This window comes from Deltaproteobacteria bacterium RBG_16_64_85, assembly GCA_001798885.1.
GTDB lineage: Bacteria > Desulfobacterota > Deferrimicrobia > Deferrimicrobiales > Deferrimicrobiaceae > FEB-35.
The window spans coordinates 4,660-31,224 of record MGQW01000065.1 but is presented as its reverse complement, the minus strand read 5'-3'; the positions used below and the strand labels follow the sequence as shown (position 1 = coordinate 31,224).

The 26,565-nt window shown below is 65.1% G+C and carries 24 protein-coding genes; 7 read left to right on the top strand and 17 right to left on the bottom strand.

Annotated features, from left to right (window positions below; translation table 11 throughout):
- Nucleotides 1-154 precede the first annotated feature (154 nt).
- The 4 genes from A2Z13_01580 to A2Z13_01565 all read right to left on the bottom strand — a co-directional run bounded on the left by A2Z13_01580 (nt 155) and on the right by A2Z13_01565 (nt 5,189).
- Nucleotides 155-1,348, bottom strand: coding sequence for a bifunctional ornithine acetyltransferase/N-acetylglutamate synthase (locus tag A2Z13_01580; protein OGP77472.1), 1,194 nt, complete (start codon nt 1,346-1,348; stop codon nt 155-157).
- A gap of 3 nt (nt 1,349-1,351) precedes the next feature.
- Nucleotides 1,352-3,892, bottom strand: coding sequence for a preprotein translocase subunit SecA (secA, locus tag A2Z13_01575; GenBank protein OGP77471.1), 2,541 nt, complete (start codon nt 3,890-3,892; stop codon nt 1,352-1,354).
- A 102-nt stretch (nt 3,893-3,994) separates the two neighbouring features.
- Complete coding sequence (locus tag A2Z13_01570) at nt 3,995-4,903, bottom strand: hypothetical protein (protein OGP77470.1); 909 nt, start codon at nt 4,901-4,903, stop codon at nt 3,995-3,997.
- A gap of 100 nt (nt 4,904-5,003) precedes the next feature.
- Nucleotides 5,004-5,189, bottom strand: a complete 186-nt coding sequence (locus tag A2Z13_01565) for a hypothetical protein (GenBank protein ID OGP77469.1) — start codon at nt 5,187-5,189, stop codon at nt 5,004-5,006.
- 121 nt (nt 5,190-5,310) lie between these two features.
- On the opposite strand from A2Z13_01565, the gene A2Z13_01560 reads away from it, so the two are divergent.
- Nucleotides 5,311-7,218, top strand: a complete 1,908-nt coding sequence (locus A2Z13_01560; protein OGP77468.1) for a hypothetical protein — start codon at nt 5,311-5,313, stop codon at nt 7,216-7,218.
- Nucleotides 7,219-7,222: 4 nt separating this feature from the next.
- On the opposite strand, the gene A2Z13_01555 is transcribed toward A2Z13_01560, so the two are convergent.
- The 8 genes from A2Z13_01555 to A2Z13_01520 all read right to left on the bottom strand — a co-directional run bounded on the left by A2Z13_01555 (nt 7,223) and on the right by A2Z13_01520 (nt 16,023).
- A complete protein-coding gene (locus A2Z13_01555; protein ID OGP77467.1) occupies nt 7,223-7,570 on the bottom strand; it encodes a hypothetical protein in 348 nt (115 codons plus the stop codon).
- Between the two features lie 129 nt (nt 7,571-7,699).
- The gene (locus A2Z13_01550) at nt 7,700-8,671 is read right to left on the bottom strand and encodes a peptide ABC transporter substrate-binding protein (protein ID OGP77466.1); all 972 of its coding nucleotides are present in this window, start codon (nt 8,669-8,671) and stop codon (nt 7,700-7,702) included.
- Nucleotides 8,668-9,711 (bottom strand): dipeptide ABC transporter ATP-binding protein DppD, encoded by a 1,044-nt coding sequence (gene dppD, locus A2Z13_01545; protein ID OGP77465.1) that lies wholly within the window; start codon nt 9,709-9,711, stop codon nt 8,668-8,670. The genes A2Z13_01550 and dppD overlap by 4 nt, the downstream gene beginning before the upstream one ends.
- Nucleotides 9,712-10,165: 454 nt before the next feature.
- Nucleotides 10,166-11,023 (bottom strand): peptide ABC transporter permease, encoded by an 858-nt coding sequence (locus A2Z13_01540; protein OGP77464.1) that lies wholly within the window; start codon nt 11,021-11,023, stop codon nt 10,166-10,168.
- Nucleotides 11,024-11,027: 4 nt separating this feature from the next.
- The gene (locus A2Z13_01535; protein ID OGP77463.1) at nt 11,028-12,002 is read right to left on the bottom strand and encodes a diguanylate cyclase; all 975 of its coding nucleotides are present in this window, start codon (nt 12,000-12,002) and stop codon (nt 11,028-11,030) included.
- A 7-nt stretch (nt 12,003-12,009) separates the two neighbouring features.
- Nucleotides 12,010-13,668, bottom strand: coding sequence for a peptide-binding protein (locus A2Z13_01530; GenBank protein ID OGP77462.1), 1,659 nt, complete (start codon nt 13,666-13,668; stop codon nt 12,010-12,012).
- Nucleotides 13,665-14,345, bottom strand: coding sequence for a hypothetical protein (locus tag A2Z13_01525; GenBank protein ID OGP77461.1), 681 nt, complete (start codon nt 14,343-14,345; stop codon nt 13,665-13,667). The genes A2Z13_01530 and A2Z13_01525 overlap by 4 nt, the downstream gene beginning before the upstream one ends.
- Entirely contained in the window at nt 14,323-16,023 is a 1,701-nt protein-coding gene (locus A2Z13_01520) for a hypothetical protein (GenBank protein ID OGP77460.1), read from the bottom strand. Before A2Z13_01520 ends, A2Z13_01525 begins: the two co-directional genes overlap by 23 nt.
- 78 nt (nt 16,024-16,101) lie before the next feature.
- On the opposite strand from A2Z13_01520, the gene A2Z13_01515 reads away from it, so the two are divergent.
- The 3 genes from A2Z13_01515 to A2Z13_01505 are packed head-to-tail and all read left to right on the top strand — an operon-like array spanning nt 16,102 to nt 18,862.
- The gene (locus A2Z13_01515) at nt 16,102-17,481 is read left to right on the top strand and encodes a peptidase C69 (protein ID OGP77459.1); all 1,380 of its coding nucleotides are present in this window, start codon (nt 16,102-16,104) and stop codon (nt 17,479-17,481) included.
- Nucleotides 17,482-17,497: 16 nt separating this feature from the next.
- Nucleotides 17,498-18,109, top strand: a complete 612-nt coding sequence (locus A2Z13_01510) for an alkaline phosphatase (GenBank protein ID OGP77458.1) — start codon at nt 17,498-17,500, stop codon at nt 18,107-18,109.
- 27 nt (nt 18,110-18,136) lie between these two features.
- Complete coding sequence (locus tag A2Z13_01505; GenBank protein ID OGP77457.1) at nt 18,137-18,862, top strand: hypothetical protein; 726 nt, start codon at nt 18,137-18,139, stop codon at nt 18,860-18,862.
- Nucleotides 18,863-18,871: 9 nt separating this feature from the next.
- On the opposite strand, the gene A2Z13_01500 is transcribed toward A2Z13_01505, so the two are convergent.
- The 5 genes from A2Z13_01500 to A2Z13_01480 are packed head-to-tail and all read right to left on the bottom strand — an operon-like array spanning nt 18,872 to nt 23,752.
- The gene (locus A2Z13_01500) at nt 18,872-19,582 is read right to left on the bottom strand and encodes a hypothetical protein (GenBank protein ID OGP77456.1); all 711 of its coding nucleotides are present in this window, start codon (nt 19,580-19,582) and stop codon (nt 18,872-18,874) included.
- Between the two features lie 27 nt (nt 19,583-19,609).
- Nucleotides 19,610-20,293 (bottom strand): dethiobiotin synthase, encoded by a 684-nt coding sequence (locus A2Z13_01495; protein OGP77455.1) that lies wholly within the window; start codon nt 20,291-20,293, stop codon nt 19,610-19,612.
- Nucleotides 20,290-21,642 carry an adenosylmethionine--8-amino-7-oxononanoate transaminase gene (locus tag A2Z13_01490; GenBank protein ID OGP77454.1) on the bottom strand — a complete coding sequence of 451 codons (1,353 nt, stop codon included), beginning with the start codon at nt 21,640-21,642 and terminating at the stop codon, nt 20,290-20,292. The genes A2Z13_01495 and A2Z13_01490 overlap by 4 nt, the downstream gene beginning before the upstream one ends.
- Nucleotides 21,614-22,801, bottom strand: a complete 1,188-nt coding sequence (locus tag A2Z13_01485; protein ID OGP77453.1) for an 8-amino-7-oxononanoate synthase — start codon at nt 22,799-22,801, stop codon at nt 21,614-21,616. The genes A2Z13_01490 and A2Z13_01485 overlap by 29 nt, the downstream gene beginning before the upstream one ends.
- 3 nt (nt 22,802-22,804) lie before the next feature.
- Nucleotides 22,805-23,752, bottom strand: coding sequence for a biotin synthase BioB (locus A2Z13_01480; protein ID OGP77554.1), 948 nt, complete (start codon nt 23,750-23,752; stop codon nt 22,805-22,807).
- 335 nt (nt 23,753-24,087) lie between these two features.
- On the opposite strand from A2Z13_01480, the gene A2Z13_01475 reads away from it, so the two are divergent.
- Genes A2Z13_01475 through A2Z13_01465 form a run of 3 tightly spaced genes read left to right on the top strand, consistent with a single transcriptional unit; the run spans nt 24,088 to nt 26,502 of the window.
- The gene (locus A2Z13_01475; protein OGP77452.1) at nt 24,088-24,774 is read left to right on the top strand and encodes a hypothetical protein; all 687 of its coding nucleotides are present in this window, start codon (nt 24,088-24,090) and stop codon (nt 24,772-24,774) included.
- Between the two features lie 22 nt (nt 24,775-24,796).
- On the top strand, nt 24,797-25,408 hold the full coding sequence (locus A2Z13_01470) for a hypothetical protein (protein OGP77451.1): 612 nt from the start codon (nt 24,797-24,799) through the stop codon (nt 25,406-25,408).
- Nucleotides 25,405-26,502, top strand: coding sequence for a hypothetical protein (locus tag A2Z13_01465; GenBank protein ID OGP77450.1), 1,098 nt, complete (start codon nt 25,405-25,407; stop codon nt 26,500-26,502). The genes A2Z13_01470 and A2Z13_01465 overlap by 4 nt, the downstream gene beginning before the upstream one ends.
- Nucleotides 26,503-26,565 lie beyond the last annotated feature (63 nt).

The window sequence follows — 26,565 nt, the reverse complement described above, 5'->3', positions numbered from 1 at the left end:
CCTAACCGGGTATACATATCACGGGGGGGACGCCCCATCAACTAGAAATGGCGGAGGGGGACCACACAGATGGGGACATTCCTGGTTTTATCGAGGTCCAGGTAAAGGAGTGTCCCCCGCCGGCAACCAGGAATGTCCCCCCTGGCTGCTGGCGTTAGGTGCGGTACCCCGCGTTGATCCGGATGTACTCGTGGTTGAGATCCGAAAAGTAGAGGTGGGAACTGCCCTTCCCCAGCCCCAGTTCCACCTCGATCCCGTACGCTTCCTTGCGGATCTTCGGCGCGGCGCGGCGCTCGGCGGCATGGTCGATCTCCATCCCCCGCCGGAGGACCTTCTCCCCCGCGAACGTCAGCTCGATCCTCGCCGGGTCGATGCGGATCCCCGCTCTCCCGACCGCAGCGATGACCCGCCCCCAGTTGGGGTCGGCGCCGAACACCGCCGTCTTCACCAGCGGCGACGTGGCCACCGCACGCGCCGCCCGAAGGGCGTCGCGATCGCTTGCGGCCCCCGTCACCGCCACCCGGACAACCCGCGTGGCTCCCTCGCCGTCGCGCACGATCATGAGGGCGAGGTCGAGCAGCAGGGATTGGAGCGCCTCCGAAAACGCCGCCAGTTCCCTCCCCGCCAGGGGAGGAAGACCGCAGGCGCCGTTGGCGAAGATCGCGGCGGTGTCGTTGGTGCTCGTGTCGCCGTCCACCACGATGCGGTTGAACGTCCGGTCCACCGCCTCGCGGAACGCCCTTCGCAGGTCGGCCGGCCGCACGGATGCGTCCGTGAACACATAGGCCAGCATCGTCCCCATGTTCGGAGCGATCATTCCGGCCCCCTTGGCGATCCCCCCGAGGGTGACCCTTCTTCCACGGACGCTGATCCTTCGGACCCCGCGCTTGGGATAGGCGTCCGTGGTGAGCATCGCGTCACCCGCCCCGGCGATCCCGAGGGCAGAGAGGGAGGCGCATAGCCGGGGAAGCGCTGCCGCTATCATCGAAGCCGGAAGCGGCACGCCGATCACTCCCGTGGAGGAGACCAGCAGGGAATTCCTCGGGAGCCCCAGTGCCGCGCAGACCGCGTCGGAAGTCCTCCGCACCGCGGAGAGCCCTTCCTCCCCCGTGCACGCGTTGGCGTTCCCGCTGTTGACGATCACGCCGCGCAGGGCGGAGCGGCTCCGCAGCCCCTTCCCCCAGGCTACTGGGGCGGCAAACACCCGGTTCCGCGTGAAAACGACGTCGGAGACGCAGGGGTGCTCGCTCACGACCAGGGCCAGGTCGGTCTTCCCCGTCTTCTTGATTCCGCACGCTGTCCCTGCCCCCCGGAATCCCGGAACCAGGACCGTTCTCGCAGGCCTCACCCGTCACGCCTCCATGCCGCAGCATTTCTTGTATTTCTTGCCCGACCCGCACGGGCAGGGGTCGTTGCGCCCGACCTTCTTCTTCGCGTGCCGCTGCGTCGTCTGGCCGGCGCGGGAGAGGTCGCCGTGGGAGAGGTTGACTCTCCTGGGAGCGATGGGCGGCAGGGCGGCGGCCTTCCCCTCTTCCTCCCGCTGCACCTTCACGTGGAAGAGCCTCTTGAGCGACTCCTCCTTGATCCGGAACACCAGGTCGGAGAACATGTCGAATCCCTCCCGCTGGTACTCCTTCAGCGGGTCCTTCTGGGCGTACCCCCGCAGGCCGATCCCCTCCTTGAGGTGGTCCATCGACAGCAGGTGGTCCTTCCACTGCGCGTCGATCGTGGAGAGCAGGAACATCCGCTCGAGGTAGCGCATCGCATCCGCGCCGTATTCCTTTTCCTTCCTCTCGTATGCGGAGATCGCTCCCTCCCGGATCCTCCCGGCAAGCCCCTCCTGTTGGAGCCCGGGCACCTCTTCCTTCGGGATGTCGGGCCGGTACCCGAACTGGGCGTACGTCGCGTCGCCCAGGGCGGAGAGCTCCCACTGCTCCGGGTACTCCTTCGCGTCGGAAAACCGTCCTACCAGCTCCTCCGCGACCTCCCCGGCCATCTCCATCACCATGTCCCGCAGGTCCTCGCCGGAGAGCACGTCCTCGCGCATGTCGTAGATGACGGTCCGCTGCTTGTTCATCACGTCGTCGTATTCGAGCAGGTGCTTCCGGATGTCGAAGTTGTGGGCCTCCACCTTCTTCTGGGCGTTCTCGACCGCCTTGTTGATGAGGTTGTGCTCGATCGGCTCCCCCTCTTCCATCCCCAGCTTCGACATGATCGGCGCGATCCGGTCCGACCCGAAGATCCGGAGCAGGTCGTCCTCGAGGGAGAGGTAGAAACGGGACGATCCGGGATCGCCCTGGCGCCCCGCGCGGCCGCGCAGCTGGTTGTCCACGCGGCGGGACTCGTGCCGCTCGGTCCCGATGATGTGGAGGCCGCCCTTCCCCACGACGCCTTCGCCCAGCTTGATGTCGACGCCGCGCCCCGCCATGTTGGTGGCGATCGTCACCTTCCCGGGCTGGCCGGCCTCCGCGATGATCTGGGCCTCCTTCTCGTGGTGCTTGGCGTTCAAAACGTTTTGGGGAATCCCGTGCCGCGAAAGGAGCGCGGAGAGACGCTCGGACTTCTCGATGGAGACGGTCCCCACCAGGACCGGCCGCTTCTCCTCGTACAGGTGCTTGACCTCCTCCAGCACGGCCTGGAACTTTTCCCCCTCGGACCGGTAGATCTGGTCCCCGTAGTCCTCCCGGATCATCGGCTGGTTGGTGGGGATCACCACCACGTCGAGATTGTAGATCTGCTTGAACTCCACGGCCTCCGTGTCGGCGGTGCCGGTCATCCCCGCCAGCTTCTCGAACATCCGGAAGTAGTTCTGGAAGGTGATGGTCGCCAGCGTCTGGTTCTCGTTCTCGATCTTGACCCCTTCCTTTGCTTCCACGGCCTGGTGCAGGCCGTCGGACCAGCGCCGACCCGGCATCAGCCGCCCGGTGAACTCGTCGACGATGACGACCTCGCCGTCCTTCACCATGTAGTCGACGTCCCGCTTGAACAGCACGTGGGCCTTGAGCGCCTGGTTGACGTGGTGGAGGATCTCGATGTTGCGGGGATCGTAGAGGTTGTCGACGCCGGCCAGGCGCTCGACCTTGGGAATCCCGAGGTCCTCGGTAAGCAGGACGCTCCGCGCCTTCTCGTCGACCTTGTAGTCCGCGTCCTTCTTCATGTACCCGATGATCGAGTTCACCCGGACGTACTTGTCGGTGGCCTCTTCCGCCGGACCGGAGATGATGAGCGGCGTGCGCGCCTCGTCGATGAGGATCGAGTCCACCTCGTCCACGATCGCGTAGTGGAGCTCCCGCTGGACCATGTCCTCCAGGCGGAACTTCATGTTGTCCCGGAGGTAGTCGAAGCCGTACTCGTTGTTCGTCCCGTAGGTGATGTCGCGGCGGTAGGAGGCCTGCCGCTCCGCGTCGTCCATCCCGTGGACGATCACCCCCACCGACAGCCCGAGGAACTTGTAGATGGCCCCCATCCACTCGGCGTCGCGCCGGGCCAGGTAGTCGTTGACGGTGACCAGGTGAACCCCGCGGCCGGTCAGGGCGTTGAGGACGATGGGGAGGGTGGCGACGAGCGTCTTCCCCTCGCCCGTCCGCATCTCGGCGATCTTCCCCTCGTGGAGGATGACACCTCCCACCAGCTGAACGTCGAAGTGGCGCATCGACAGGACGCGCCGGGAGACCTCCCGGACCGTGGCGAACACCTCGGGAAGGAGCGACTCGAGGGGCTCCCCGTTCCCAACCCGCTGCCGGAACTCCGCTGTCCGCGCCGCCAGCCGGTCGTCAGGCAGGGCCGAGATCTGCGGCTCCAGCGCGTTGACCCTGGCGACGATGGGTCCGATCCGCTCCAGCACGCGCTCGTTCTGCGTGCCGAACATTTTCTTCAGGAGGTTTGTGAACATAAGGTAGTTATCCCGCTTCCGTCATTCTACGATAAAAAAAAGCCCCTGCGGGGCGACTCCCCCGGGGGGCACGCCGAATTTGCCGCTGGGACCCGTTCCGCTCTACTTCAGAAAGCGGAACGGATTCACCGCGAGGCCGTTCACGTGGACTTCGTAATGGAGATGGGCGCCGGTGGTCCGGCCCGTCTCTCCCACCGTGCCGACGGGATCCCCTTTCTGCACGATGTCGCCCGCCGCCGCCAGCTGCTTTCCCAGGTGCGCGTAGAGCGTCCGGTAACCGTAGCCGTGCTCGACGACGACGACGTTGCCGAAAAGCGATTCGTATCCGCTCCGCACCACTTTTCCCGCAGCCGCCGCCCTCACCGGAACGCCTGGCCGGGCGATGATATCCAGCCCATGATGGAACACCGGAGTGTCCGTAAAGGGTGAGGTCCGGACCCCGAAGCCCGAGGACAGGATCCCCCGTACCGGCCAGAGGGCAGGGATGCTCTCCAGGACGATCCGCCGGCTGTCCAGCTCCTCGCGGAGGGCCTCCAGGTCCTTGACGTCCACCAGGACGTCCTTCCTCAGCTGTTCGAACCGCAGGTCGAGAAGGCGGTCGAGTCGGGCCGTCGCCGCGGTTTCCTGGGTCTCCATCCCCCCGATGCCGGTCGGCCGGCCCGTCTTCCCGGCGCCGCCGGGACGCAGCGACTGGTTGATGCGAACCAGCGACCTCACGCGCGCGTCAAGTGCCCGGAGCCGCTCCACCTCGGTTTCCAGGCTCTCGAACTTCGAGTGCAGGTTGTACAAGGTGAGATTCTGCTCGCTGACGCGCTGGCGGAGGACCCGCAAATCCCTGATTTTCGAAAGGTTTTCCCGGTAATCGTAGAGAAAATGGGTGGCGGCGAAAAACACGAGTGCCAGCGTCGCTACGGCCGTCAATAGGCCGGTTCGCCCGACGCGGAACTCGCGGGCGCGCTCCCCGTACCCGATCCGCAACGAGAACATGTGCCGTTCGCGCACCAACCCCATCGCCTCCCAAGCCGAAAAAACCACGGGGTTACCGTAGCACGAAAAACCGGATGGTGTCAACGTGCGGAAAATGTATCAAAATCAGATAGTTGCTGGCATTTCAGCCCGCCGCCCTCTTCTTGGTCTTCTTGTCCATCCCCCGGTTCCTGGCCACCACGGGATCCACGATCTCGCCGCAATTCAGGCACCTCCAGGCGTAGAAGAGGTCCAGCAAGTCCTGGAACCGTTCGTACACCATCACTCCGTTGCACCTGGGGCACCTCACCGGCCGGCTCGCTCTGGGCATTCTTTCCCCCTCCTTTCGTTTTTACGATGCTTGACGGGAAGAGGGGTTTCGCCCCAAATTATCGGCCGGAATCGATCTTTATCTGTTAAAATGCCATGGTCGGAGGAGAAGGGGTTCCTGAATGGGGAAAAAAAGGCTGGGGGAACTGCTCGTGGAAACGGGCCTTCTGTCGGAGGGGAGCCTGACGCGGGCCCTCATCGAGCAGCGGTCCAAGCGGGGCAAGCTTGGGGAGGTGATCGTCAACCTGGGGATGGCCACCGAGGAGGAGATCGCCCAGGCCCTCTCGATCCAGCTCGGGATTCCCTACGTCGAGCTGAAGCAGACCCCCGTGGAGCCCCAGGCCATCGATTTGATCGGCGAGAAGGTGGCCCGGAAGCATCTGATCCTCCCGATCTCGATCGAGCAGAAGGACCTCCACCTCGCCATGTCGGACCCCCTGAGCTTCGAGGCGTTCGAGGACGTCCGGTTCGCCTCGGGGTACACCATCCAGCCCGCCATCGCGACCCGCAGCGATCTCCTCTGGGGGATCGACCAGCACTATCACCTCGGCTCGTCGCTGAACACCATCGCAAAGGATATTAAGGACATTGCGGAGGAGTGCTCCGTCGAGGTCGTACAGGAGAGGAAGGAGGGCGAGGGGGGGGACGCCGAGGACCTCCGGAAGAAGAGCGAGGCGGCTCCCATCATCCGGATGGTGAACCTGATCGTCGCCGAGGCGGTCGAGAAGGGCGCCTCCGACATCCACGTCGAGCCGACCAAGAACAACCTCCAGATCCGGAACCGCATCGACGGGCTCCTTCGGAAATCGCTGGAGCTTCCGAAATGGGTGCAGGGCGCGGTCATCTCGCGGATCAAGATCATGGCAAAGATGGACATCGCGGAAAAGCGTCTCCCGCAGGATGGGCGGATCAGTGTCCGCGTGGGGTTGAAGAACCTTGACCTCAGGGTATCGACGATGCCGGCCGCTTTCGGGGAGAAGGTGGTCGTCCGGATCCTCGACTCCGCCAACTCCCAGATCCCCCTGGAGGGGATGGGGATGGCTCTCCAAGAACTGGCCCAGATGGATGTGCTGATCCGCCGGCCGCAGGGGATCCTGCTCGTCACCGGGCCAACCGGCTCGGGAAAGACGACCACCCTCTACAGCGTCCTCAACCGGATCAAGAGCGTGGATCGGAACATCACGACGATCGAGGACCCGATCGAGTACGAGATCGGGGGGATCAACCAGGTGGCGATCCAGGACAAGATCGGGATGACCTTCGCATCGACCCTGCGGGCGATGCTCCGGCAGGACCCGGACGTCATCATGCTCGGCGAGATGCGCGACCTGGAAACCGTCACGATCGCGATGCAGGCCGCCCTGACAGGCCACCTGGTCTTATCGACGATCCACACCAACAGCGCCGTGGCCACGATCACGCGGCTGCGGAACCTGGGGTCCCCCTCCTTCCTCGTCGCCTCGACGATCAATTGCATCCTGGCCCAACGGCTGGTGCGGGTCATCTGCACGAAGTGCCGCGTCCGGTACGACCCGCCGGAGCACGAACTGGACCGGATCGGATTCAAGCGGAAAAAGAGGGAGGTCGCCTTCTATCGCGGGGAGGGGTGCACCGCATGCGGCGGGACGGGATACCGCGGGCGGACCGGCGTCTTCGAGATCCTCCCGTTCACCCAGCAGATCCGGGACCTCGTGGTCACCAACGCCTCCGAAACGGACATCCGGCAGCAGGCCATCGCATCGGGGATGATCACCCTGGCGCGCGCCGCACTGGAGAAGGTGAAGGCGGGGATCACCACGCTAGAGGAAATGTACCGGGTGGTGGAAACCGAAGAGGATATCGGTACGACCTGCCCCTCGTGCAACCATGCACTGGGTGCGGGGTTCCTCATGTGTCCCGGGTGCGGCCACTCCCTGCAAGCCACCTGTCCCGCCTGCCAGAGGATGGTCTCCCCGGAGTGGAAGTTCTGCCCGTACTGCCGGCACGACTTCCTGAAATCGAAGTCGGTCTCCGGGCGCTCGTTCGCCTGAGGCACTAAACGATCAGCTTTTCCAGCCTCGCCTTCTGCATTTCGAGCCTCTTCTGCCCTTCCTCGATGGCTGCGATCAGTTCCTTCTTCGCGTCGTGGGCAAGGTCCTTCCCCATGCCGAGGATGTCCTCGGCCTTGTCTCCCACGGCATCGACCATCTTGGAAACGGCATCGGCGAATTCCTCGACGACCCCTTCCGCCTTGCGCCCCGCTTTTTTCGCATAACGAACGATGGCTTTACGCGTATCCATTCCGGACTGCGGCGCCAGCAGGAGCGCGACGCCGGCCCCGAGAAGCGCCCCCGCCGCCAACAGGAGAGTGCCCGCGATCACGCTGTTTTCCCTCGATTCCATAAAGCACCTCCCGATGATTTGATTCCTATCCATTTTACCGCGATTTCAATCGCGGTGGAATGGCCGGTCCTTTGAGGTTCATCGCACGGGGAATGCGTGAGTCGGGCAAGTCACCGGGTGGGAGGCGGCTTAGACGAAGTGGCAGGCGGTGAAGCGGCCGGGGGCGGATTCGATGAGGAGGGGGCAGACCTCCTCGCAGACCTTCTGCGCCATGAAGCATCGGGTGTGGAACCGGCAGCCGGAGGGAGGGGCAAGCGGACTCGGGATCTCCCCGCGCAGCACGATCTTCTCCTGCGGCGCCCCGCCGAGCATAGGGACGGCCGCCAGGAGGCTGCGCGTGTAGGGGTGGAGCGGCTTGAGGAAAAGCTCCTCCGCCGGGGAGACTTCCATCAGCTTCCCCAGGTACATCACGGCCACGGTGTCGCTCATGTGGCGGATCACCCGAAGGTCGTGGGAGACGAACAGGTAGGCCATCCCGTACTCTTCCTGGATGTCCTTCAGCAGGTTCAATATCTGCGCCTGGACGGAGACGTCGAGCGCGGACACCGGCTCGTCCGCCACGACGAGCCTCGGCGAAAGGGCGATCGCCCGCGCGATCCCGATGCGCTGCCGCTGGCCGCCGGAGAACTCGTGGGGGTACTTGCCGGCCGCGTCCGCCGAAAGCCCGACGCGCAAGAGCAGCTGCGCCGCCTTTTCCCGGATTTCCCCCCGGTTCCCCATCCCGTGGACAATCCACCCCTCCCCCACGATGTCGCTCACCCGCATCCGCGGGTTGAGCGATGAGTACGGGTCCTGGAAGATGATCTGCATCCTTCTTCGGACGCGTCGCAGCTCTTCGCCGGACAGGTGGGTGATGTCCCTGCCCTCGAACCGGATTCTCCCCGCGTCGGGGGGAATCAGCCGTAAGACCACGCGCCCCAGGGTCGTCTTTCCGCAACCCGACTCTCCTACCAGCCCGACGGTCTTCCCCTGCGGGACATCGAGCGACACCCCGTCGATCGCATGCACGCTGAGCATCTCACGGGAGAAAAACGAACGCCTCACCGGGAAGAGCTTGTAGAGGTTCTCCAGGGAGAGGAGCATCCCGTCTCCGCCGTTCATCCGCGCCCCTCCAGCCGCCGGGTCCTCTGGTAGTGGCACGCCGCGAATTGCCCGGGAGCGTATTCCTCGAGCGGCGGGTCCGACCGGTCGCAGATGGACAGATCGTCTTCGGCCGTCTCCCCGGCGCGGAACTGCTCCTGAGCCTTTTTTCGGAACGGGCACCGGTCGGCGAACGGACATCCGGGCGGGATCGCGTGCAGGTCGGGCACCGTACCGGGGATCGACGGGAGCCGCTTCTCCCCGACGCTCCTTCCCGGGAGCGACCGGAGCAGCCCCTGGGTGTACGGGTGGATCGGATCGGCAAAGAGATCCGACGTCTTCGCGACCTCGACGATCCTTCCCAGGTACATGATGGCGACCCGGTCGGCGAACTCATGGACGACCCCAAGATCGTGCGTGATGAGCAGGATCGCCATCTTCCGTTCCTGCTCCCGCATCTCCTTGAGGAGCGCGAGGATCTGGGCCTGGATGGTGACGTCGAGCGCGGTGGACGGCTCGTCGGCGATCAGCAGCGCGGGTTCGAGGGCGAGCGCCATCGCGATCATCGCCCGCTGCCGCATCCCGCCGCTCATCTGGTGAGGGTATTCCCGCATGCGCCGCTCCGGGTCCGGCATCTTCACGCGCCGGAGCCATTCCCGGGCCCGGGCGGCGGCCTCCTCCTTCCCGCAGGTTCCATGCGCGGTGTAGGCCTCGGACACCTGCTTCCCGATGGTCAGCACGGGGTTCAGGGAAGTCATCGGCTCCTGGAAGATCATCGAGATCTCCTTCCCCCGCACCGCGCACATCTCCTCCTCGGAGAGGGCAAGGAGGTCCTTCCCGCCGAACCCGACGCGGCCCCCTTCGACGACCGCGGGCGGCGAGGAAAGGAGCCGCAGGACGGAGAGCGCAGTGACCGTCTTCCCGCATCCCGACTCCCCCACCAATCCCAGCGTCTCGCCCGGATCGACGGAAAAGGAGACGCCGAACAGCGCCCGGACCACGCCTCGCTCGGTCCGGAACGCAACCCGGAGATCCTTGACGGAGAGCAGCGGCTCCATCATGGGGAAACCCTCGCGGTGCGTGAAAGAAATGGAGTGTCAAAAACAGAATGGAACCGTCCGCGGCTTCGTTCCCGCAGCAGGGGGGGCCGGCGGAGCCGCCGCAGGAGGGGGGCGCAGTGAGCCGGTCTCCAGGGGGCCGTTGCCGAAGAGCCCGCGCACCGAGAGGGTCGATGCGCCGCTTCCGGCGAGGCGCCCGACCGAGGCGTACCCGCTGCGGTAGGCGAGAGAGGGCGACGAAGCCGGAGTGGATGCAGCGGCCCTCGAATGCCGGGATCTGAGGGAATGGCCCCCTGGAGGCCGGAGCGCAGCCGTGCGGGTGCACCGCACGGCGAGCCACGAACGGAGTCCCCCTCCGAGGCGGCGCAGCCGGTACCACGCGCACATTGCACGTGGGAACGGAGCCGATGAGTGTGGCTGCAGGTCGCGTCATCTTGTTTGCTTCGCAACTCATCCGTTACCTCCCCCGCAGCCGGGGATCCACGGCGTCGCGGATCCCCTCGCCCAGCAGGTTGTACCCGAGGACCGTGAACAGGATCGCGAGCCCCGGGTAGACGGAGAGCCACCAGGCGAACTCGATGTTGTCCTTGCCGGCGGTCAGGATGTTCCCCCAGGACGGCGTTGGGGGTTGCACTCCGATGCCCAGGAAGGAGAGCGCCGACTCCGTGAGAATCGCGCCCGCCACCCCGAGTGTGGCCGCGACGAGGACCGGCGCCAGCGTGTTGGGCAGGATGTGCCGGAAGATGATCCGCGCATCCCCCGCCCCCTGCGCACGGGCCGCTGCCACGAAGTCGCGCTCCTTGACGGACAGGGTCTCCGCCCGGACCAGCCGCGACACGCCCATCCATCCGGTGACCCCGATGACCAGCATGATGTTGTAGATGGAGGGCTCCAGGAACGCGATCACCGACAGGATGAGGAAGAACGTGGGGAAACAGAGCATGATGTCGACGAAGCGCATGAGTACGGCATCGGTCAGGCCTCCGTAAAATCCCGCGAAGAGCCCCACCAGCAGGCCGATGGACGTAGCGATCCCCACCGCCACGAATCCCACCTTGAGCGAGATCCGGGCGCCATACACCATCCGGGCGAGGACGTCGCGTCCCAGCTCGTCGGTCCCGAGGGGATGTTCCGCGGAGGGCGGCCGGAGAACCTTGAAGACGTCGATGCGGTTCGGGTCATGGGAGGAGAACGCATGGGGGAAGGCCGAGACGATGAAGAAGAAGAGGACCGCCGTTCCCCCGGCGACCGCCAGCCGGTTCCGCGCCAGCCTCCGCAGAAAATCGCCGAACATCGATCGCGCGACCGAAGCCATCGCGTCACCCGGCCCGGATGCGGGGGTCGGCCAGCGCGTAGCCGACGTCCGCCAGCAGGTTTCCGATCAGCGTCAGAAACGACCCGATCACGAGAATCCCCATGATCAGCGGGTAGTCCCGCGACATGACGCTCTGGTAGAAGAGCTGGCCCATCCCGGGGATGGCGAAGATCGTCTCGAAAATGACCGATCCGCCGAGCAGGTCCGGCACGGAAAGCCCGAGGATCGTGATGACCGGCAGGAGGGCGTTCCGCACCGCGTGCCGGAACACGACCTGCCGTTCGGGAAGCCCCTTGGCCTTCGCGGTGGCGATGTAGTCCTGCCGGATCACCTCCAGCATGTTGGATCGCATGTACCGCGAGAACCCTGCCAGCCCGCCGAACCCGGCCAGCAGGACCGGCAGGACCAGGTGCCTCGCGCGATCCCAGATCCTCCCCGCGAGGGGGAACGAGTCGTGCTCCAGCGAGACCAGTCCCGAAATCGGAAGCCAGCCGAGCTTCACTCCGAACAGGATCATGAGGAGGAGAGCCAGCCAGAAGGTGGGAACGGCGAACCCTGTAAAGACGGTCACGGTGGAGATCCGGTCGAACCAGGAGTCCTTCCGCACCGCGGAGTAGATCCCGATCGGGATCGCGACGAGGAAGATGATCCCCATGGACAGCACGTTGATGGCGAGCGTCACCGGGATCCGCTCCCGGATCTTGTCGGAGACCTGTCGCCCGTCGGGGGAGAAGCTCTGACCGAAGTCGAGCGTCGCCATCCGGCCGAGCCATCGTCCGTACTGCACGGGGAGCGGCTGGTCCAGTCCGTAATAGGCCTTGAGCCGTTCCCGGACTTCCGCCGTGGCCCTCGGGTTCATGTCCGTGGCGACGCCGATCGGCCCCCCGGGGGCCATGTGCATCACCAGGAAGGAGATCAGGCTGATCCCGACCAGGAGCGGGATCGTCAGCAGGAGCCTTCGGACGACGTACCGGAGCATCGCACTCCTATTTCCGGAAGGAGGTGTACTTCTGCTGCTCCTTCGGCACGAACCACTTGATGAAGTTGTACGAGATCCCGATGGGGGCGGGCTCGATGCCGTGGAACCGCCCGTGGACCGTCGGCAGCGAATCGGGAACGTACAGGAAGACGTACGGCAGCTCCTCCGCGAGGATCTCCTGGATCCGGAAGTACGCCATCCTCCGCTTCTCGATGTCGAAGGTGCGGCGCCCATCCTCCAGCAGCCGATCGACCTCGGGATTCGAGAAGCCCACGAAGTTCAGCTCCTTGGGACCCGTCTTTTTCGAACTCCAGATGTCGTACTGGTCGGGGTCCGGCGTGACGCTCCACCCGAGGATCACCGCGTCGAATTTCCGCTTGTCGACGAACTCGTTGATGAAGGCGGCCCATTCCACCGTGCGGATCTCCATTTGGATCCCCACGGCGGCCAGGTTCTGCTGGAGAATGGCCGCCGCCTTGGCGCGGCTCTCGTTGCCGGCGTTGGTCAGGACGGTGAACAGGAACTTTTTCCCGCCCTTTTCCAGCGTCCCGTCCCCACCCGGCCTCCATCCCGCCTCCGCGAGCAGTCCTTTTGCCTTCGCCGGGTCGTAGGGGAACTTCGGGACGTCGGGGTTGTACACCCAGGTGCCCGGTTTGTACGGACCGATCGCCTCCTGCCCCAGCCCGAAGAGGACGCCTTCCACCAACTCCTTCTTGTTGACCGCGTGGGCGATGGCCTGGCGGACCTTCCTGTCCGCGAAGAAGGGGTGAGAGAGGCGGAACCCCAAGTAGGTGTAGTTGAAGGCCGTATATCGGTACTTTTTGTACGATTTCCGGAACTCCCCGGTCTCGGTCTGTCGGGTGTACTGCAGCGGCGTGAGGTTCATGGAATCGATGCCGCCGGACTTGAGCTCCAGAAACATCGTCGCCTGGTCCGGGATCACGCGGGTGATGACCCGCTGGAGGTACGGCTTCCCCTCGAAATAATCCGGGTTCGCCTCGAAGACCACCCGCTCCCCGGGCTTCCACTCCACGAACTTGTAGGGACCCGTGCCGATCGGGTGGGACTTGTTCAGCGGGCTTTTCGAGATGTCCTCGTACTTCTCCAGGAGATGCTTCGGGAGGATCGACATCCCCCAGGAGGCCAGCGCCGGCGCGAAGGGCTTGTCGTACTCCACGACGAACGTGTAAGGGTCGGGGTTGCTCGCCCGGCGCACCTGCCGGAAGTCCTCCGCGTAGGCGGTCGGGGTCTTCGGGTCGATCATCTTCCGATAGGTGAACATCACGTCCTCGGAGGTGAACGCGACGTTGTCGTGCCACTGGACCCCTTTTCGAAGGCGGAAGGTGATCTTCTTCCCGTCGGGGGCCACCTCCCAGGACTCGGCCAGCTCTCCTTCGAGCTTGACGTTCTTGTCGTACCGCACCAAGCCGTTGAAGACGTAGCCGGCGGCGTCGTGGGAAGCGGAGTCGGAGGTCACCGCGGTAAGGAAGCCGCTTACGTCCCCGTTGCTCCCGAAGACGATGGCGTCCCCGTGGGCAGGCGCCTCCTGCTTCCCGGCGGCTTCTTTCCCGGCGCTCTCCTTTTTTTCCCCGGCGCACCCGGCCAGCAGGCCGATGGTTCCGACGGCCAGGTTCGCAACGAATACGGCAGTCAGCAGGCGTCTCATTCCGTGTCCCTCCGCAGCACGATCTTTGCCCCGGAAACCTCGATCTTCACCAGGGGGGGCGGCCCCGACGTTTCCCGTCCAGGGTACGTAACCGTGACGCGCTTACCCGAGAAATCGTATTCCGCGCGCGAGAGAAGCCGCCGCGACGGGTCGGAAAAGAGCCTCTGCCGCCCGTCTTCGAGAACCCATTCGCCCTCCGCCGTCCTGCCGAGATCCCCCTCATCCACAGGGTAGCCGGGCGCTCCGGAGAGGATCCGCCCGAGAGAAACCGGGCCCGTGGGAACCGGTTGGAGATTCGGCGGCGGGAAGTCGCCCGCGGCCGGGCCCCTGGAAAACCGGATCCTGGTTCCGTCATTCTCGAGGAACAGGGCAGGCCGCCCCAGCGGGTCATAGACGCCGACGGTTTCCTCGGCGGGGGCGCGCGAATTCACCCCCGCGACGAACGGCAGTGCACGACCGGAAATCTCGGCAACTCCGGAGAAGGAAGCTTCGATGGGGAAGGAAAGCGCGGCGGCGGAGACGAAAAGTTCCCGCGCTCCCCCGGCCTCGTCCCCCGCAAGTCGATAGCGGGCGGGAGCGCACCCGGACGCAAGGAGAAGCGCCGACGCGAGCCAGCAAGCCGTTGCTACACCGCGAGCCAGTCCGGTCTTCTCCTCATTTCGAGGGTGGGCCCTCACTCCTGGCCCGGCTGAGCTTGTTCCGGATCTCCTCGGGCTTTTCGTGCCCCTTCGCGATCGACTTCTCGAAGTAGGAAGCGGCTTCGCCCGCCTTCCCCTCGCTCACGAGAACGTCCCCCAGGTGCTCGAGCACAACGGGGTCGTCGGGGACGAGCGTCAGCGCCTGCCGCAGCTCCGACTCGGCGCGCTTGAAATCGCCCTGCCGGTAGTGCACCCAGGCCAGGCTGTCGAGAAAGTAGCCGTCGTTGGGCCGGATCTCCACCGCGCGGAGGATCAGCGATTCGGCCTCCTTGAGCTTCATGTTCCGGTCGGCGTACGTGTAGCCCAGGTAATTGAGCGCCACGGCGTTCTTCGGGTCGATCTCGATCGCCTTCTCCATCGACGCGACCATCTTGTCGAAATTTCCCATCTTGTCGTAGACGACGCCCAGGGAGAACTGCGCCGAGGCGTTCTTCGGATCCTTCGCGGCCGCCTCCGTGAGAACGCCGACCGCCTCCTCGTACTTTTTCGCGTCCTCGAGCTGACCTCCCAGGAACACCATCAGGTCGACGTCGTCGGGGAACTTCACCCGAAGCTTCCGGGTCACCCCGATCGACTCGTCGTTTTTCTTCTGGCGCCCGAGCGCCATCGCCAGGTGGAGCATCGCGTCGCGGTAGACCGGGGAAGATTCCGGGATCGCGCGGAACTGCTCCTGCGCCTCCGCCAGCAGTCCCTTCTCTTCGTACGTGGTGCCCAGGAAGAAGCGGACCTGGGAATTCTGCGGCTGTGCCGAAAGGACGAAGCGGAACTCGTTGATCGCGTCGTCGTACCGGTCCCGCTCCAGATAGAGCAGGCCCAGCCTCACCCGGAAATCCAGGTTGTCGCCGGAGAACTTCTTGAGCTCCTCGTACTGGCCGACGGCCTGGTCGATCTTGTTCTCCAGGATCAGGACCCGGCCCAGCCGCTCCCGGATGAACGGGTTATTCGGTGACAGCTCCAACGCCCGCCGGTACCGCTCCTCGGCCTCCGCGTGCTTCCCCAGGATCTCCAGGACGCCGCCCGAATCGATCAGGGCGCTGTCGAACGAAGGCTGCAGGGAGAGAACCTTGTCGAAATCCTCGACGGCGCCCTCGAACTTCTTTTGCGCGGCGAGGAGCCGTCCCCGGTAGTAGTAGGCAAGAAACGAATCGGGGTTCCTGGCGATGAGGGAGGAAAGGTATTCCTCCGCCTTCCCGAAATCCCCCTTCTCGAGGAACAGCGTCGCCAGGTGGACGTAGGCTTCCTCGGTCTCCGGATCGTCGGCGATGACCCGCTCGTAGAACGTGATGGCCTTCTCCTTGTCCCCCATGGCAGCCAGGGTGCCGGCAAGCAGGTACCGGGCCCGCAAATGGCCGTCGTCGAGCGAAAGCGCCTTTTCCAGCACCTCCTTCGCACCGCCAAGGTTCCCTTTCTTGACGAGGACGTTCCCGATTTCGTACAGGATTTCCGGCTCGTTTTCGGAGTACTTCAGCGCCTTGCGATACGCCTCGAGGGCGGCGTCGAGATTCCCTTCCCGGTACGCGAGGTAACCGGAGAGGAACAGGGAGTAGGCTCTTCCCTGAATGCGCGCGTTGATCGACGCGTTGTTTCCGTGGAAGGCAAACGCCTCTCCGGACAAAAGAAAAAGGGCCAGTGCCCCCAGAACGAATTTTGTTTTCATCCGTACCCTCGGCGAAATTTCACGTACCGTGTATTATACACAAAACCGCAGGAACCCACTGGGTCGCGGGAGTCCGCCATGCTCTCGGAGTTGCGCATCACGCCGGTCCTTTCCGCCCTGCTGTCCCGGGGCGGAGAATACGGGGAGCTTTTCTACGAGGAGGTGCGTTCGCTCCTGGTCCTGCTGGAGGACGGCAGGATCGAGCGGGTGCTCTCCGGGACCGACATCGGCGTCGGGGTCCGCCTGATCCACCGGGAAAAGACGTTCTACGCCTACACGAACGAAGTGAGCGAGCGCGTCCTTCTCTCCCTCGCGAGCGATCTCTCACGGTACGCGGAAGGAGGCGGCCTTCCCGCCGTCCTCCCCGCCTCTCCCATCGCCGTCCGTGGGCCTTCCGCCGTCCGCGTGCCGCCGTCGACGCGCGGCGTCCGGGAAAAGGCGGCGCTCGTTTCCCTCGTGGACCGCGTCGCGAGGGGGGAGTCGCCGGAGATCCGGCAGGTCCGTGCGACCTACGGGGAGGCGGAGCGCAGGATCGAGGTGGCGGCGCATCCGGGAGTGTTCGTCTCCGAAGCGCAGACGTTTACGCTGTTGACCGCCCAGTGCGTCGCCGGCAACGAGAGCGGGCTCGCGATGGGATACGAATCCGGCGGTGGGACGGTCGGCTGGGAGTTCCTCGAGGAATTCGTCCCCGAAGCCCTCGCTCGCAAGGCGGCTTCGCGGGCCGTACGGACGCTCTCGGCCCGGAAGATCGAGGGGGGGAGGATGCCGGTCGTCATCTCGGCGGAAGCGGGCGGCACGATGGTCCACGAAGCCATCGGGCATGGCCTGGAGGCGGACCTTGCTCGCCAGGGGATGTCCGTCTACAAGGATGCGCCCGGGAAGGAAGTGGCAAGCCCCCTTGTTTCGATCGTCGACGACGCGACGGCTCCCGGAAAGCGGGGATCCTTCGGCATCGACGACGAGGGGACACCGGGGGAGCGGACCGTCCTGGTGGACCACGGCATCCTGAAGGGGTTCCTGCACGACCGGCTCTCCGCCATGAAGGACGGCGCCCGCTCCACGGGGAACGGGCGTCGCGAGTCCTACCGGCACAAGCCGGTCCCCCGCATGAGCAATACCATCATCCTGCCGGGTTCCACTCCCCCCGGCGAGATCCTCAAGAGCGTGGAACGAGGGCTCCTCGTCCTCAAGATGGGGGGCGGGCAGGTCAACACCGTCACCGGCGACTTCATGTTCGAGGTCGCCGAGGGGTACCGGATCGAGAATGGCACGCGGGGGGAGCCGGTCCGCGGAGCCACCATCACAGGGAACGGCCCCGAAGTGCTCCGGATGATCGACCGGGTCGGAAGCGACCTGGGCTTCGGCCTTGGAACCTGCGGCAAGGAGGGACAAGGAGTCCCCGTGGGCGATGCCCAGCCCACCCTCCGCATCGGCCCACCCTACATCACCGTGGGATAGGAAAGGAGTCTGTCCGATGGTCACCCGGATCCTGGAAGCGCTGGCCTCGCTGATCATCTACGTGATCTCCCGCATGGGGCTGCCCGGCATCGTCCTCCTCATGGCGATCGAGTCCGCCTGCATCCCGCTTCCCTCCGAGGTCATCATGCCGTTCTCGGGGTATCTCGTCTTCCTGGGGAAATACTCGCTCTGGTCCGTGGGGCTTGCGGGGGCGATCGGGTGCGTGGTCGGATCGGTCCCGGCCTATTACCTCGGGATGTACGGAGGGCGGCCGCTCATCGAGAAATACGGGAAGTTCATCCTCATGTCCCACCACGACCTGGACGTGGCGGACCGCTGGTTCGCGCGGCACGGGCAGGCGACCGTCTTTTTCGCGAGGCTTCTGCCCGTCATCCGGACCTTTATCGCCTTCCCCGCCGGCGTGGCACGGATGGAGATGAAGCGGTTCATCGCCTACACGTTCGCGGGGTCCTTGCCGTGGTGCCTCGGGCTTGCCTACGTCGGGATGGTCATGGGGGAAAAGTGGCCCACGCTGCGGGAGTACTTCCACAAGTTCGACCTGCTGATCGGCGCGGTCCTGATCGCCGGGATCGTCTGGTACGTCCGGCGGCATTTCACTGTAAGATAAGGGATCAAATCTCTCGCGCAGGGTTCCGTGCAAATCCAGGTTGCCACCATCCTCGACGAATTGGAAAAGTCCCGCAAGGGGCTGGCCGCGTACGCGGTCCTCGTGCTCTTCCTCACCGTCGCCTGCTTCTTCTACGCCGAGCCGATCCTGCGCTTCGTCGTCCGCCTTCTGGGCCGGAAGCTCGTCGCCTACTCGCCGGCCGAAGGCTTCCTTGCGCTGATCAACCTCTCCCTGTACTGCGGGATCACGCTCTCGCTCCCGGTGGGCGCGTGGCTGCTCTGGCGGGGGGCGGTGGTGCGCTGGGTGCCCGGCTGGCGGGGGTGGGGGGGCGTCGTCATCCTCGCGGCGACGGTCCTGTTCCTTGCGGGGGCGCTCCTCGGCTATTACGTCCTGCTCCCTGCCGGGATCGGGTTCCTCGTGAGCTTTGAAACGGAGAAAGTGTCGGCCCTCATCTCCGCCCGGAAGTTCATCTCCTTCTGCGGGACGATGCTCCTCGCCCTCGGCCTCTCCTTCGAGACTCCCCTCGTTTCCTATTTCCTTGCACGGGCGGGATGGCTCACCCCGGAGTTTTTCCGGAAGCGGTGGAGGCACGCCCTCCTGATCTGCGTCATCCTCGCCGCCGTCCTCACCCCGACGCCGGACGTCTATAACCTAACGCTGATGGCCATGCCGCTCCTGGGCCTCTATTTCATCAGCTTCGGGATTGTGTACATGGTCGATAAAACGAGAAAGGCCGCACCGGACGTCCGGTGAATTTCCGCGTTACTTCTTGTGATGCTTCTCCTTGTGCTTCTCGTGCCACTTCCGGAACAGGAGCTCCAGCTTGTCCTTGTAGGCGATGGCGAAAAAGACGGCCATCACCGCGACGCCGCAGAGGGAGAAGAACCGGAAATACTGTTGTTTCCTCAAGTACGTGCCGCCCAGCGTGAGAAGCACCGTCCCCAATAGCCTTCCCGAGGACGCGATCGAAAGGAACTCCAACGTCGTCAGGTGCCCCAGCCCCAGGATATAGCAGAGGAGGTCCTTCGGAAATCCCGGGAGGAGGAAGAGAAGGAACACGAGGAAGGCGCCCTTGTGGTGGAGGAGGTAATCGAACCGGTCCATGGTCGCCTTGTCCACGAACCTGTCCGTCAACGGCCGGCCGAAGTACCGGGACAGCGCGAAGGCGACGTAGGAGCCGATCGTAAGACCGACCGTCGACAGCAGGACGCCGATGAACGGCCCGTACAGGTAACCGCCGAGCAGCCCCGACGCCTCCCCGGGGATGGGGGCGGCCACGACCTGGACCACCTGCAGGAAGATGAACCCCGCAAACCCCCACATCCCGAGGGAATCGATGAACCCGCGCAGTCTTTCCTTGTCCATGAAGAAGCGGAAAAGCCCCGTTTTGTATAAGAGAAACGTGAGGAGAGCGAGGGCGGTGACAAAGATCAGCGGCTTGAGCCAGATGCGGTTCTTCTCCGGGGGCTGCATGGGAGCCTTATTATATGAAAATGACGATTACGCCGTGAGATAAATATCTCGGAACCGCAGGAACGTCTCTTCCGGCAGGGAAGTCGCCCCGAAGGGAACGCGGCCCAGGTAGCGGTCTCCGGCGATTCGCCGGACCTCTGCCTCGTTGGTCTCCCGGGCGGGGAAGGGATCGCCCGTCCGGTCATTGAGGACGACCCCGGCAAGGGTCAACCCCTCCGAGCGGAGATACCGGACGGTGAGCCGAAGATGGTTTTGCACCCCGAGGCGGTTCTCCGCCACGACCAGGACGGGAAAGGAAAGGTCGCGCGCGAGGTCGGCGAAGGCGTACCCCTCGCGAATCTCCACGGCGATCCCGCCGGCCCCCTCGACGAGAAGGATCTCCGAAATCATTGCGGCATCGAGAACCGTCTTCCGGATACGCTCCGGGTCGATCGACACTCCCTCCAGGCGGGCCGCAAGGTGGGGGGACAGAGGTGCCGAGAGAGGATAGAGGCAGACGGCGGAGAGGGGCAGGCGCGGGGCGATGGCTTCCTGGAGCGCAACCGCGTCGGCGGGAAAGGGTTTCCCGTCGGGGCCGGGAAGACATCCCGATTCGACCGGTTTCAACGGAAAAACGTCGATCCCCTCCGCGACCAGCCGTCTTCCGAGCAGGCATGCGACGTGGGTCTTCCCCACCCCCGTGTCCGTCCCAGTTATGAGAAACGCTTTCACCCCAACACTTCGCCGATCGCCCACGCCGTGACGTCGACCAGCCCCTCGACCTCGCTCTCCGTCGAGGATAGAGGAGGCATCAGGACGATCACGTCGCCGAGGGGCCGGAGAAGGATCCCCTTCTCCCTCGCTTTCCGGACCATCTTCTGGCCGAGCCGAAGCTCCGGCGGGAACCGCTCCTTCGTCTTCCGGTCGGCCACGATCTCGATCCCGGCCATCAGCCCTTTTTGCCGGATGTCGCCGACGTTGGGTTGCCCTGCGAGGCGCGAAAGGGACATCGCCATGATCGCGGAAAGAGCGGACACGCGTGCCGGTATGTCCTCCCCCTCGAAAATGGAAAGAGTCCCCAGCGCCGCCGCGCACCCGAGCGGGTTTGCGGTGTAGGAATGGCCGTGGAAGAAGGTCTTGTATTCCTCGTACCGCCCCAGGAACATCCGGTAGATTTCCTCCGTCGTGAGGGTCGCCGCCAGCGGAAGGTAGCCGCCGGTCAGCCCCTTGGCCAATGCCAGGATGTCCGGGGAAACCCCTTCCTGCTCGCAGGCGAACATCGTGCCCGTGCGGCAAAAGCCGGTCGCCACCTCGTCGCACACCAGGAGTACGCCGCACTGCCGCGTCACGGCGCGCAGCCTCCCCAGGTACCCCTCGGGCATCATCAGCATTCCCGCCGCCCCCTGCACGAGGGGCTCTACGATGGCAGCCGCAAGGGAATCCGCCGCCGTGTGAATCTCTTCCTCCATCCGGTCGGCACAGTGGAGGCCGCAGGACGGCCGGGAGAGGCCGAACGGGCACCGGTAGCAGTGGGGGGTCGGTATCCGGCGGGTGGAAAACAACAGCGGCCGGAAGATCTTGTGGAACAGGTCGATCCCGCCGGCGGAGATGGAGCCGATCGTGTCGCCGTGGTACGCCTCGGAGAGCGTGAGGAACGTTTTCTTCTTCTCCCCGTTTCCCTTCTGCCGCCAGTATTGGAAGGCCATCTTGATGGCGATCTCCATGGCCGTCGAACCGTTGTCCGAGTAGAAGACCCGAGACAGCCCGGGGGGCGCCAAGGCGAGGAGCTTTTCCGCCAGCTCGATCGCCGGGGGGTGGGACAGCCCGAGGAACGTGGAGTGGGCCAGGAGATCCAGCTGGGCGCGGACGGCGTCGTCGATTTCCTTCCGACGGTGGCCGAACAGGTTCACCCAGAGGGAGGAGACCCCGTCGAAATACCGGTTCCCGTCGGTGTCGAAAAGGTAGTTCCCCTCGCCGCGCTCGATGACGATGGGATCGTCCTTCTCCCAGTCCGCCATCTGGGTGAACGGGTGCCAGATCACGGCTTTATCCCTACGCCTGAGCGATTCCGTCCGGTCCAATTCCCTGCTCCGAGAGCGCCCGGTCGATCTGCTCCGCGGCCGTCCGGATCATCTCCCGCGTGTGCGTGGCCATCAGCGTCAGCCGGAGGCGGCCCGTCCCCTCGGGCACCGTGGGCGGCCGGATTCCGTGGACGAACACGCCGCGATCGAACAGCGTCTTCGACACCTCCATCGTCTCCACGTCCCCGCCGACGGGGATCGGGACGATCGCGGTGGGGGACGTCACCGCCCTCCCCCGTGCCGCCATCTCCGCGCGGAACGCCACCTGGTTCCGCCACAGCGATGAGAGAAGTTCCGGATCCCCCGAAAGGATGTGGAGAGCGGCAAGCGTCGCCCCTGCGATGGCGGGCGGCAGGCCCGTGTTGAAAATGAACGGGCGGCATTTGTTGATGAAATAGTCGACCATTGCGCGCGTCGTCCCGATGTAGGCCCCATAGGTCCCCAGCGCCTTGGAAAAGGTCCCCATCTGGATCTCCACTCGGTCGCGGATCCCGAAGTGGCCGGCGGTCCCTCGCCCGTGCGGCGGGAGCACACCGGTGGCGTGGGCGTCGTCGACGACGAGGATCGCCCCGTGCCGCTCCTTCGCCTCCACGAGATCGGGGAGGGGCGCGATGTCGCCGTCCATGCTGAAGACGCCGTCGGTCACCACGATCTTGCGCTTCGCCCGCGACTGCCCGAGCAGGTCCGAGAGGTGCGTCGCATCGGAGTGCCGGTAGACCTCCACGCGGGCGCGGGCGAGCCGGCACCCGTCGACGATCGAAGCGTGGTTCAGCTCGTCGGAGAAGATCGTCGCGTCGGGACCGGCAAGCGTCGACAGGATCCCCAGGTTGGCCATGTACCCCGCACTGAAGGTCAGAGCCGCCTCCGTCCCTTTCAGGCGCGCCACCGCGTCCTCGAGTTCCGCATGGACCTCCATGTGGCCGCAGATCAGCCGCGAGGCTCCCGAACCCACCCCGTACCGGCCGGCGTGCTCCACGAACGCCGCCACGACCGCCGGGTGGTTGGCCAGGCCCAGGTAGTTGTTGGAGGAGAAGTTGAGCCGGTCGGCCCCTTCGATGCGGATCACGGCGTCCTGGGGGCCGGAAACGCGCCGCAAGGAACGGTACCGACCCTTCTCTTTCAGGGCCGCGATTTCCCCGGATAGAAAAGAGAGGTCCATCCTCTACGGCCCCCGTAAGGAGAGACCCAGGTCCCGGATCATCCGAACGTCCTCTTCCGCGGGCCGCCCGCTGGTGGTGAGGTAGTTCCCCGCCATCGTACCCGTCGCCCCCGCGGCGAACATGAGCGACTGAAGGTCGCGCAGGTTCACTTCCCTGCCGCCGCACACGATGATCTCCCGCGCGGGATGGCAAAGGCGCATCATCGCGATGATCTTGAGGCAGGCGAACGGGGTCAGGTCCCGTTTCCCCTCGAGCGGAGTGCCGGGGACCGGGTTCAGGAAATTCACCGGGATCGAGTCCACGTCGAGCTCCCGGAGCGTCATCGACAGCTCCACGCGGTCCTCGTCGGTCTCCCCGAGGCCGAAGATCCCCCCGCAGCACACCCACGCCCCGGCGGCCTTCGCATCGCGGACGGCGCGGATGTCCTCCTCGTAGTCGTGCGTCGTACACACCGACGGGAAGAACCGCCGGGAGGTCTCCAGGTTGTGGTGGACCGACCGCAGGCCCCGCGAGAGGAGATAGACGATACTGTCGGCGGGCAGCGTGCCGAGGCTCACGCACGTCTCGAGCCCCACCTCGTTCCGGATCCGCTCCACGGCGTTTCCCACACGGACGAGCTCCCGCAGGCTGCGCACCGCGAGCCCGGACGCCACGATGGAAAACTCCCTCGCACCCCGTTCCTTGGCCTTCCGTGCGGCCGCGACGATCTCCCCTTCGTCGATCATCGGGTATTTCGGGATTTCCGCCTTCGACCGGCTCGACTGGGAGCAGAAGGAGCAGTCCTCCGAGCAGAGCCCCGATTTCGCGTTGACGATGGAGCAGAGCCGGATCCCGTCCCCCTTGAATCGCCGCCGGACGGCTTCCGTAACGTCCAGAAGGCGCCACAGCGCCTCCCGGGGAAGCCGCAGGACCGACAGGGCATCGGGAGCACCGATCCCGTTGCCCGACATGGCATCTTCCCTTATTTTTTTCCAGAAAATTTCCGTTTCCAACCTTATCCCCCCCCGACCGGAACCAGGAGCCATTCTCCAGGAACATGCGTTTGCTGTCAACCTCTCCATTTACGGGAAGGTTTACAGCAACAGCCCCCGACAACCCGGTTTTCATTTAAAATAAGGGCAGCACCGGGACCGGAACGCGCAGCTCCGCCGATTGCGGGGGAGTGGACGCAGGGGATTCGGCGGAGCCGCCGCAGGAGGGGGGCGCAGTGAGGTAAAGCGCAGACGCGCGGGTGCATCGCGCGTCGAGCCACGAACGGAGTCCCCCTCCGAGGCGGCGAAGCTGAATGAAATGCGAGTGCCAGGAGGCGATCATCGTGAAGGAAGCGATCCGGCTGATCGTGTTCGACCTGGACGGAACGCTTGTCGATTCCAAGGTCGACCTTGCGAACTCGGTCAACCACGCGCTGGGGGCGTTCGGACATCCCGCGCTCCCGCACCCGGTGATCTATTCCTACGTGGGGGACGGGGCGACGATGCTCATCCGGAGGGCCGTGGGAGAAGAGAACAACGGCATCCTGCCCGCCGTCCTCGAGTCGTTCCTCGCGCACTACCGGCAGCACCTGCTGGACACCACGGTCCCCTTCCCCGGCGTGGCTGAAAGCCTGCGGGAATGGGAGGGGACCTACCGGATGGCGATCCTCACGAACAAGCCGTTCGACATGACCCGCGCGATCCTGTCGGGTCTTTCGCTCGACCGGTATTTCGTAGACGTTGTGGGGGGGGACAGTCTCGACTGCAAAAAACCCCATCCCGACGGGCTTCTGCACATCATGAGGACGCACGGGTCCTCCCCCGGTGAAACCCTCATGGTCGGGGACTCCGGGAACGACGTTCTCGCCGGGAAGAAAGCCGGCGTCGCGACCTGCGGAGTAACCTACGGACTGGGCATCGACGGCTTCGCTTCGCTCCCCCCCGACTTCACGATCGGACGGTTTCCCGACCTCTTCGACCGGATACGGCCGAAGACCTGAGACCCGCACAAGGAGAGTCGCCTTGAAAAAACCCGGGGCCGTTCCCATTCAGGCGGTCCTTCTGTTTCTCGGGATCGTCCTCGTCGTGCGCCTGGCATCGATGCATCCCTCATCTTTCTTCCTGTTCCAGCCGGACCTGTTGGCCGCCGCCCTGTTTCTCTACGCTCCTTTCCTTTACTATCGCCGCGGGAAATCGCCTTCCTGGCTCCGGGTCGGAGATGTCAGGAGGAGCGCTTTGGCGGCGCTCGCCCTGGCCGCGGGCGGAGCTCTGGCTTACTCCCTCTATGCACTGCTGCCGCTGCCGCATTCTCTTTCGCCCTATTCCGGGCCCAGGCCTCCGCTGGAGGATATGCTCTTCCGGCAGGGACTCCTGGTGGCGCTCCCCGAGGAGGTCTTCTTCCGGGGGTACCTGTACGACGCTTTCGAGGAAAAGGGATGGGAGCCGGTTCTCTGTTCCTCGGTGCTGTTCGCCGCGGGCCATCTCTTCATTTACCCTTCGTGGTACCGGGCGCTCACCCTGTTTCCCGGCCTACTCCTCGGGGGGGGACGGAAGATCACGGGGAATCTCTACGTTCCGGTCCTGCTCCACCTGCTGTTCAACCTGTTTCCCTATCTCGCGGGGAGTCCGCGATGAACGACATCCGGGTGGCGTCGGGCCACCTTTTCTTCTTCTACGCCTATGACATCGGATTCGACATCTCCCTGGCGGACGCCGGAAGGCTGTCCGAAGCGGCGGAGTCCCCGGGGCTGGCGGGTCTGCGCCCCGGCCCGCCGCATCTCCAATACCAGCCCAAGCCGCTGGCGGTCCCCTCAGGCACCGTGGAAGTCCGGAACGAAGGCGCGGCCTTCCGCATGGAGGCTGCCGTGAAGATCTTCGATTTCGGGGCGCTGTCGGTGACCCTCTGCCTGCCCGTCCGGGACCTGCCGTGGGAGGAGTACGCCGCCACCGCCCTCCTGCTGGCCGGGGCAAGCGGTGTGGAGGAGGCGGCGCGCGGGCTGGCATCACGGCTCAACGAGAAGATCCGGCCCGCGGTGAAGCGGCCGGGGTTCGCGGACCTCGTCGAGGAGTACAGCCTGTGGCACGTGGGAAGCTTCGCACCCGAACTCTCCGCGGACCAGGCGCTCGCCCGGTTCCCGCAGGACATCGCCCGGCTGCTGACCCTGGAGCGGGGGACGTTCAGCGAGTCGGCACTGGCCGAGATCCTCCGGAACCCGATCCGTTACTTCGAGAACGACTTCTGCATCCCGGACTGGGACGCCGCCTTCGTTTACGACCCGAAGTACCAGGACACCGCCGAGGTGCTCGAGTTCCTGAACGTCCAGATGCTGGAGCTCCGGTTCTTCGACCGCATCCTTCACGCCGCCCTCGACGACATGGCGGACGAGCTTCGCAAGAAGCGGGGGCTCCTGTCCGTGCTGCACGACCCCTACGAAACTCCCCTGCGCAAGCTCTCCGAGATCAAGATGGACGTCTCCCTCCTACGGGAGAGGATCAACAACGCCCTGAAGCTCGTGGGCGACGTTTACCTCGCAAGGGTCTACGAGGAAGCGCGTAGGAAGGCGGGGACCGAGAAGTGGGAGGGGACGATACGGGACCAGCTGAAGGCGCTCGAGGACATCTACACCATCCTGAACAACCGGGCCGCGGCCTCGCGTGCGGAGACCCTCGAGGTGATCATCATCCTGCTCATCGCCCTGGAGATCGTCATGGGGGTCCTCCGCCGCTGACCCTTGCACCTGGATATTGAACACCGGCAGCCGACGATCAGGATCCCCTGCCCGAACGGCGCA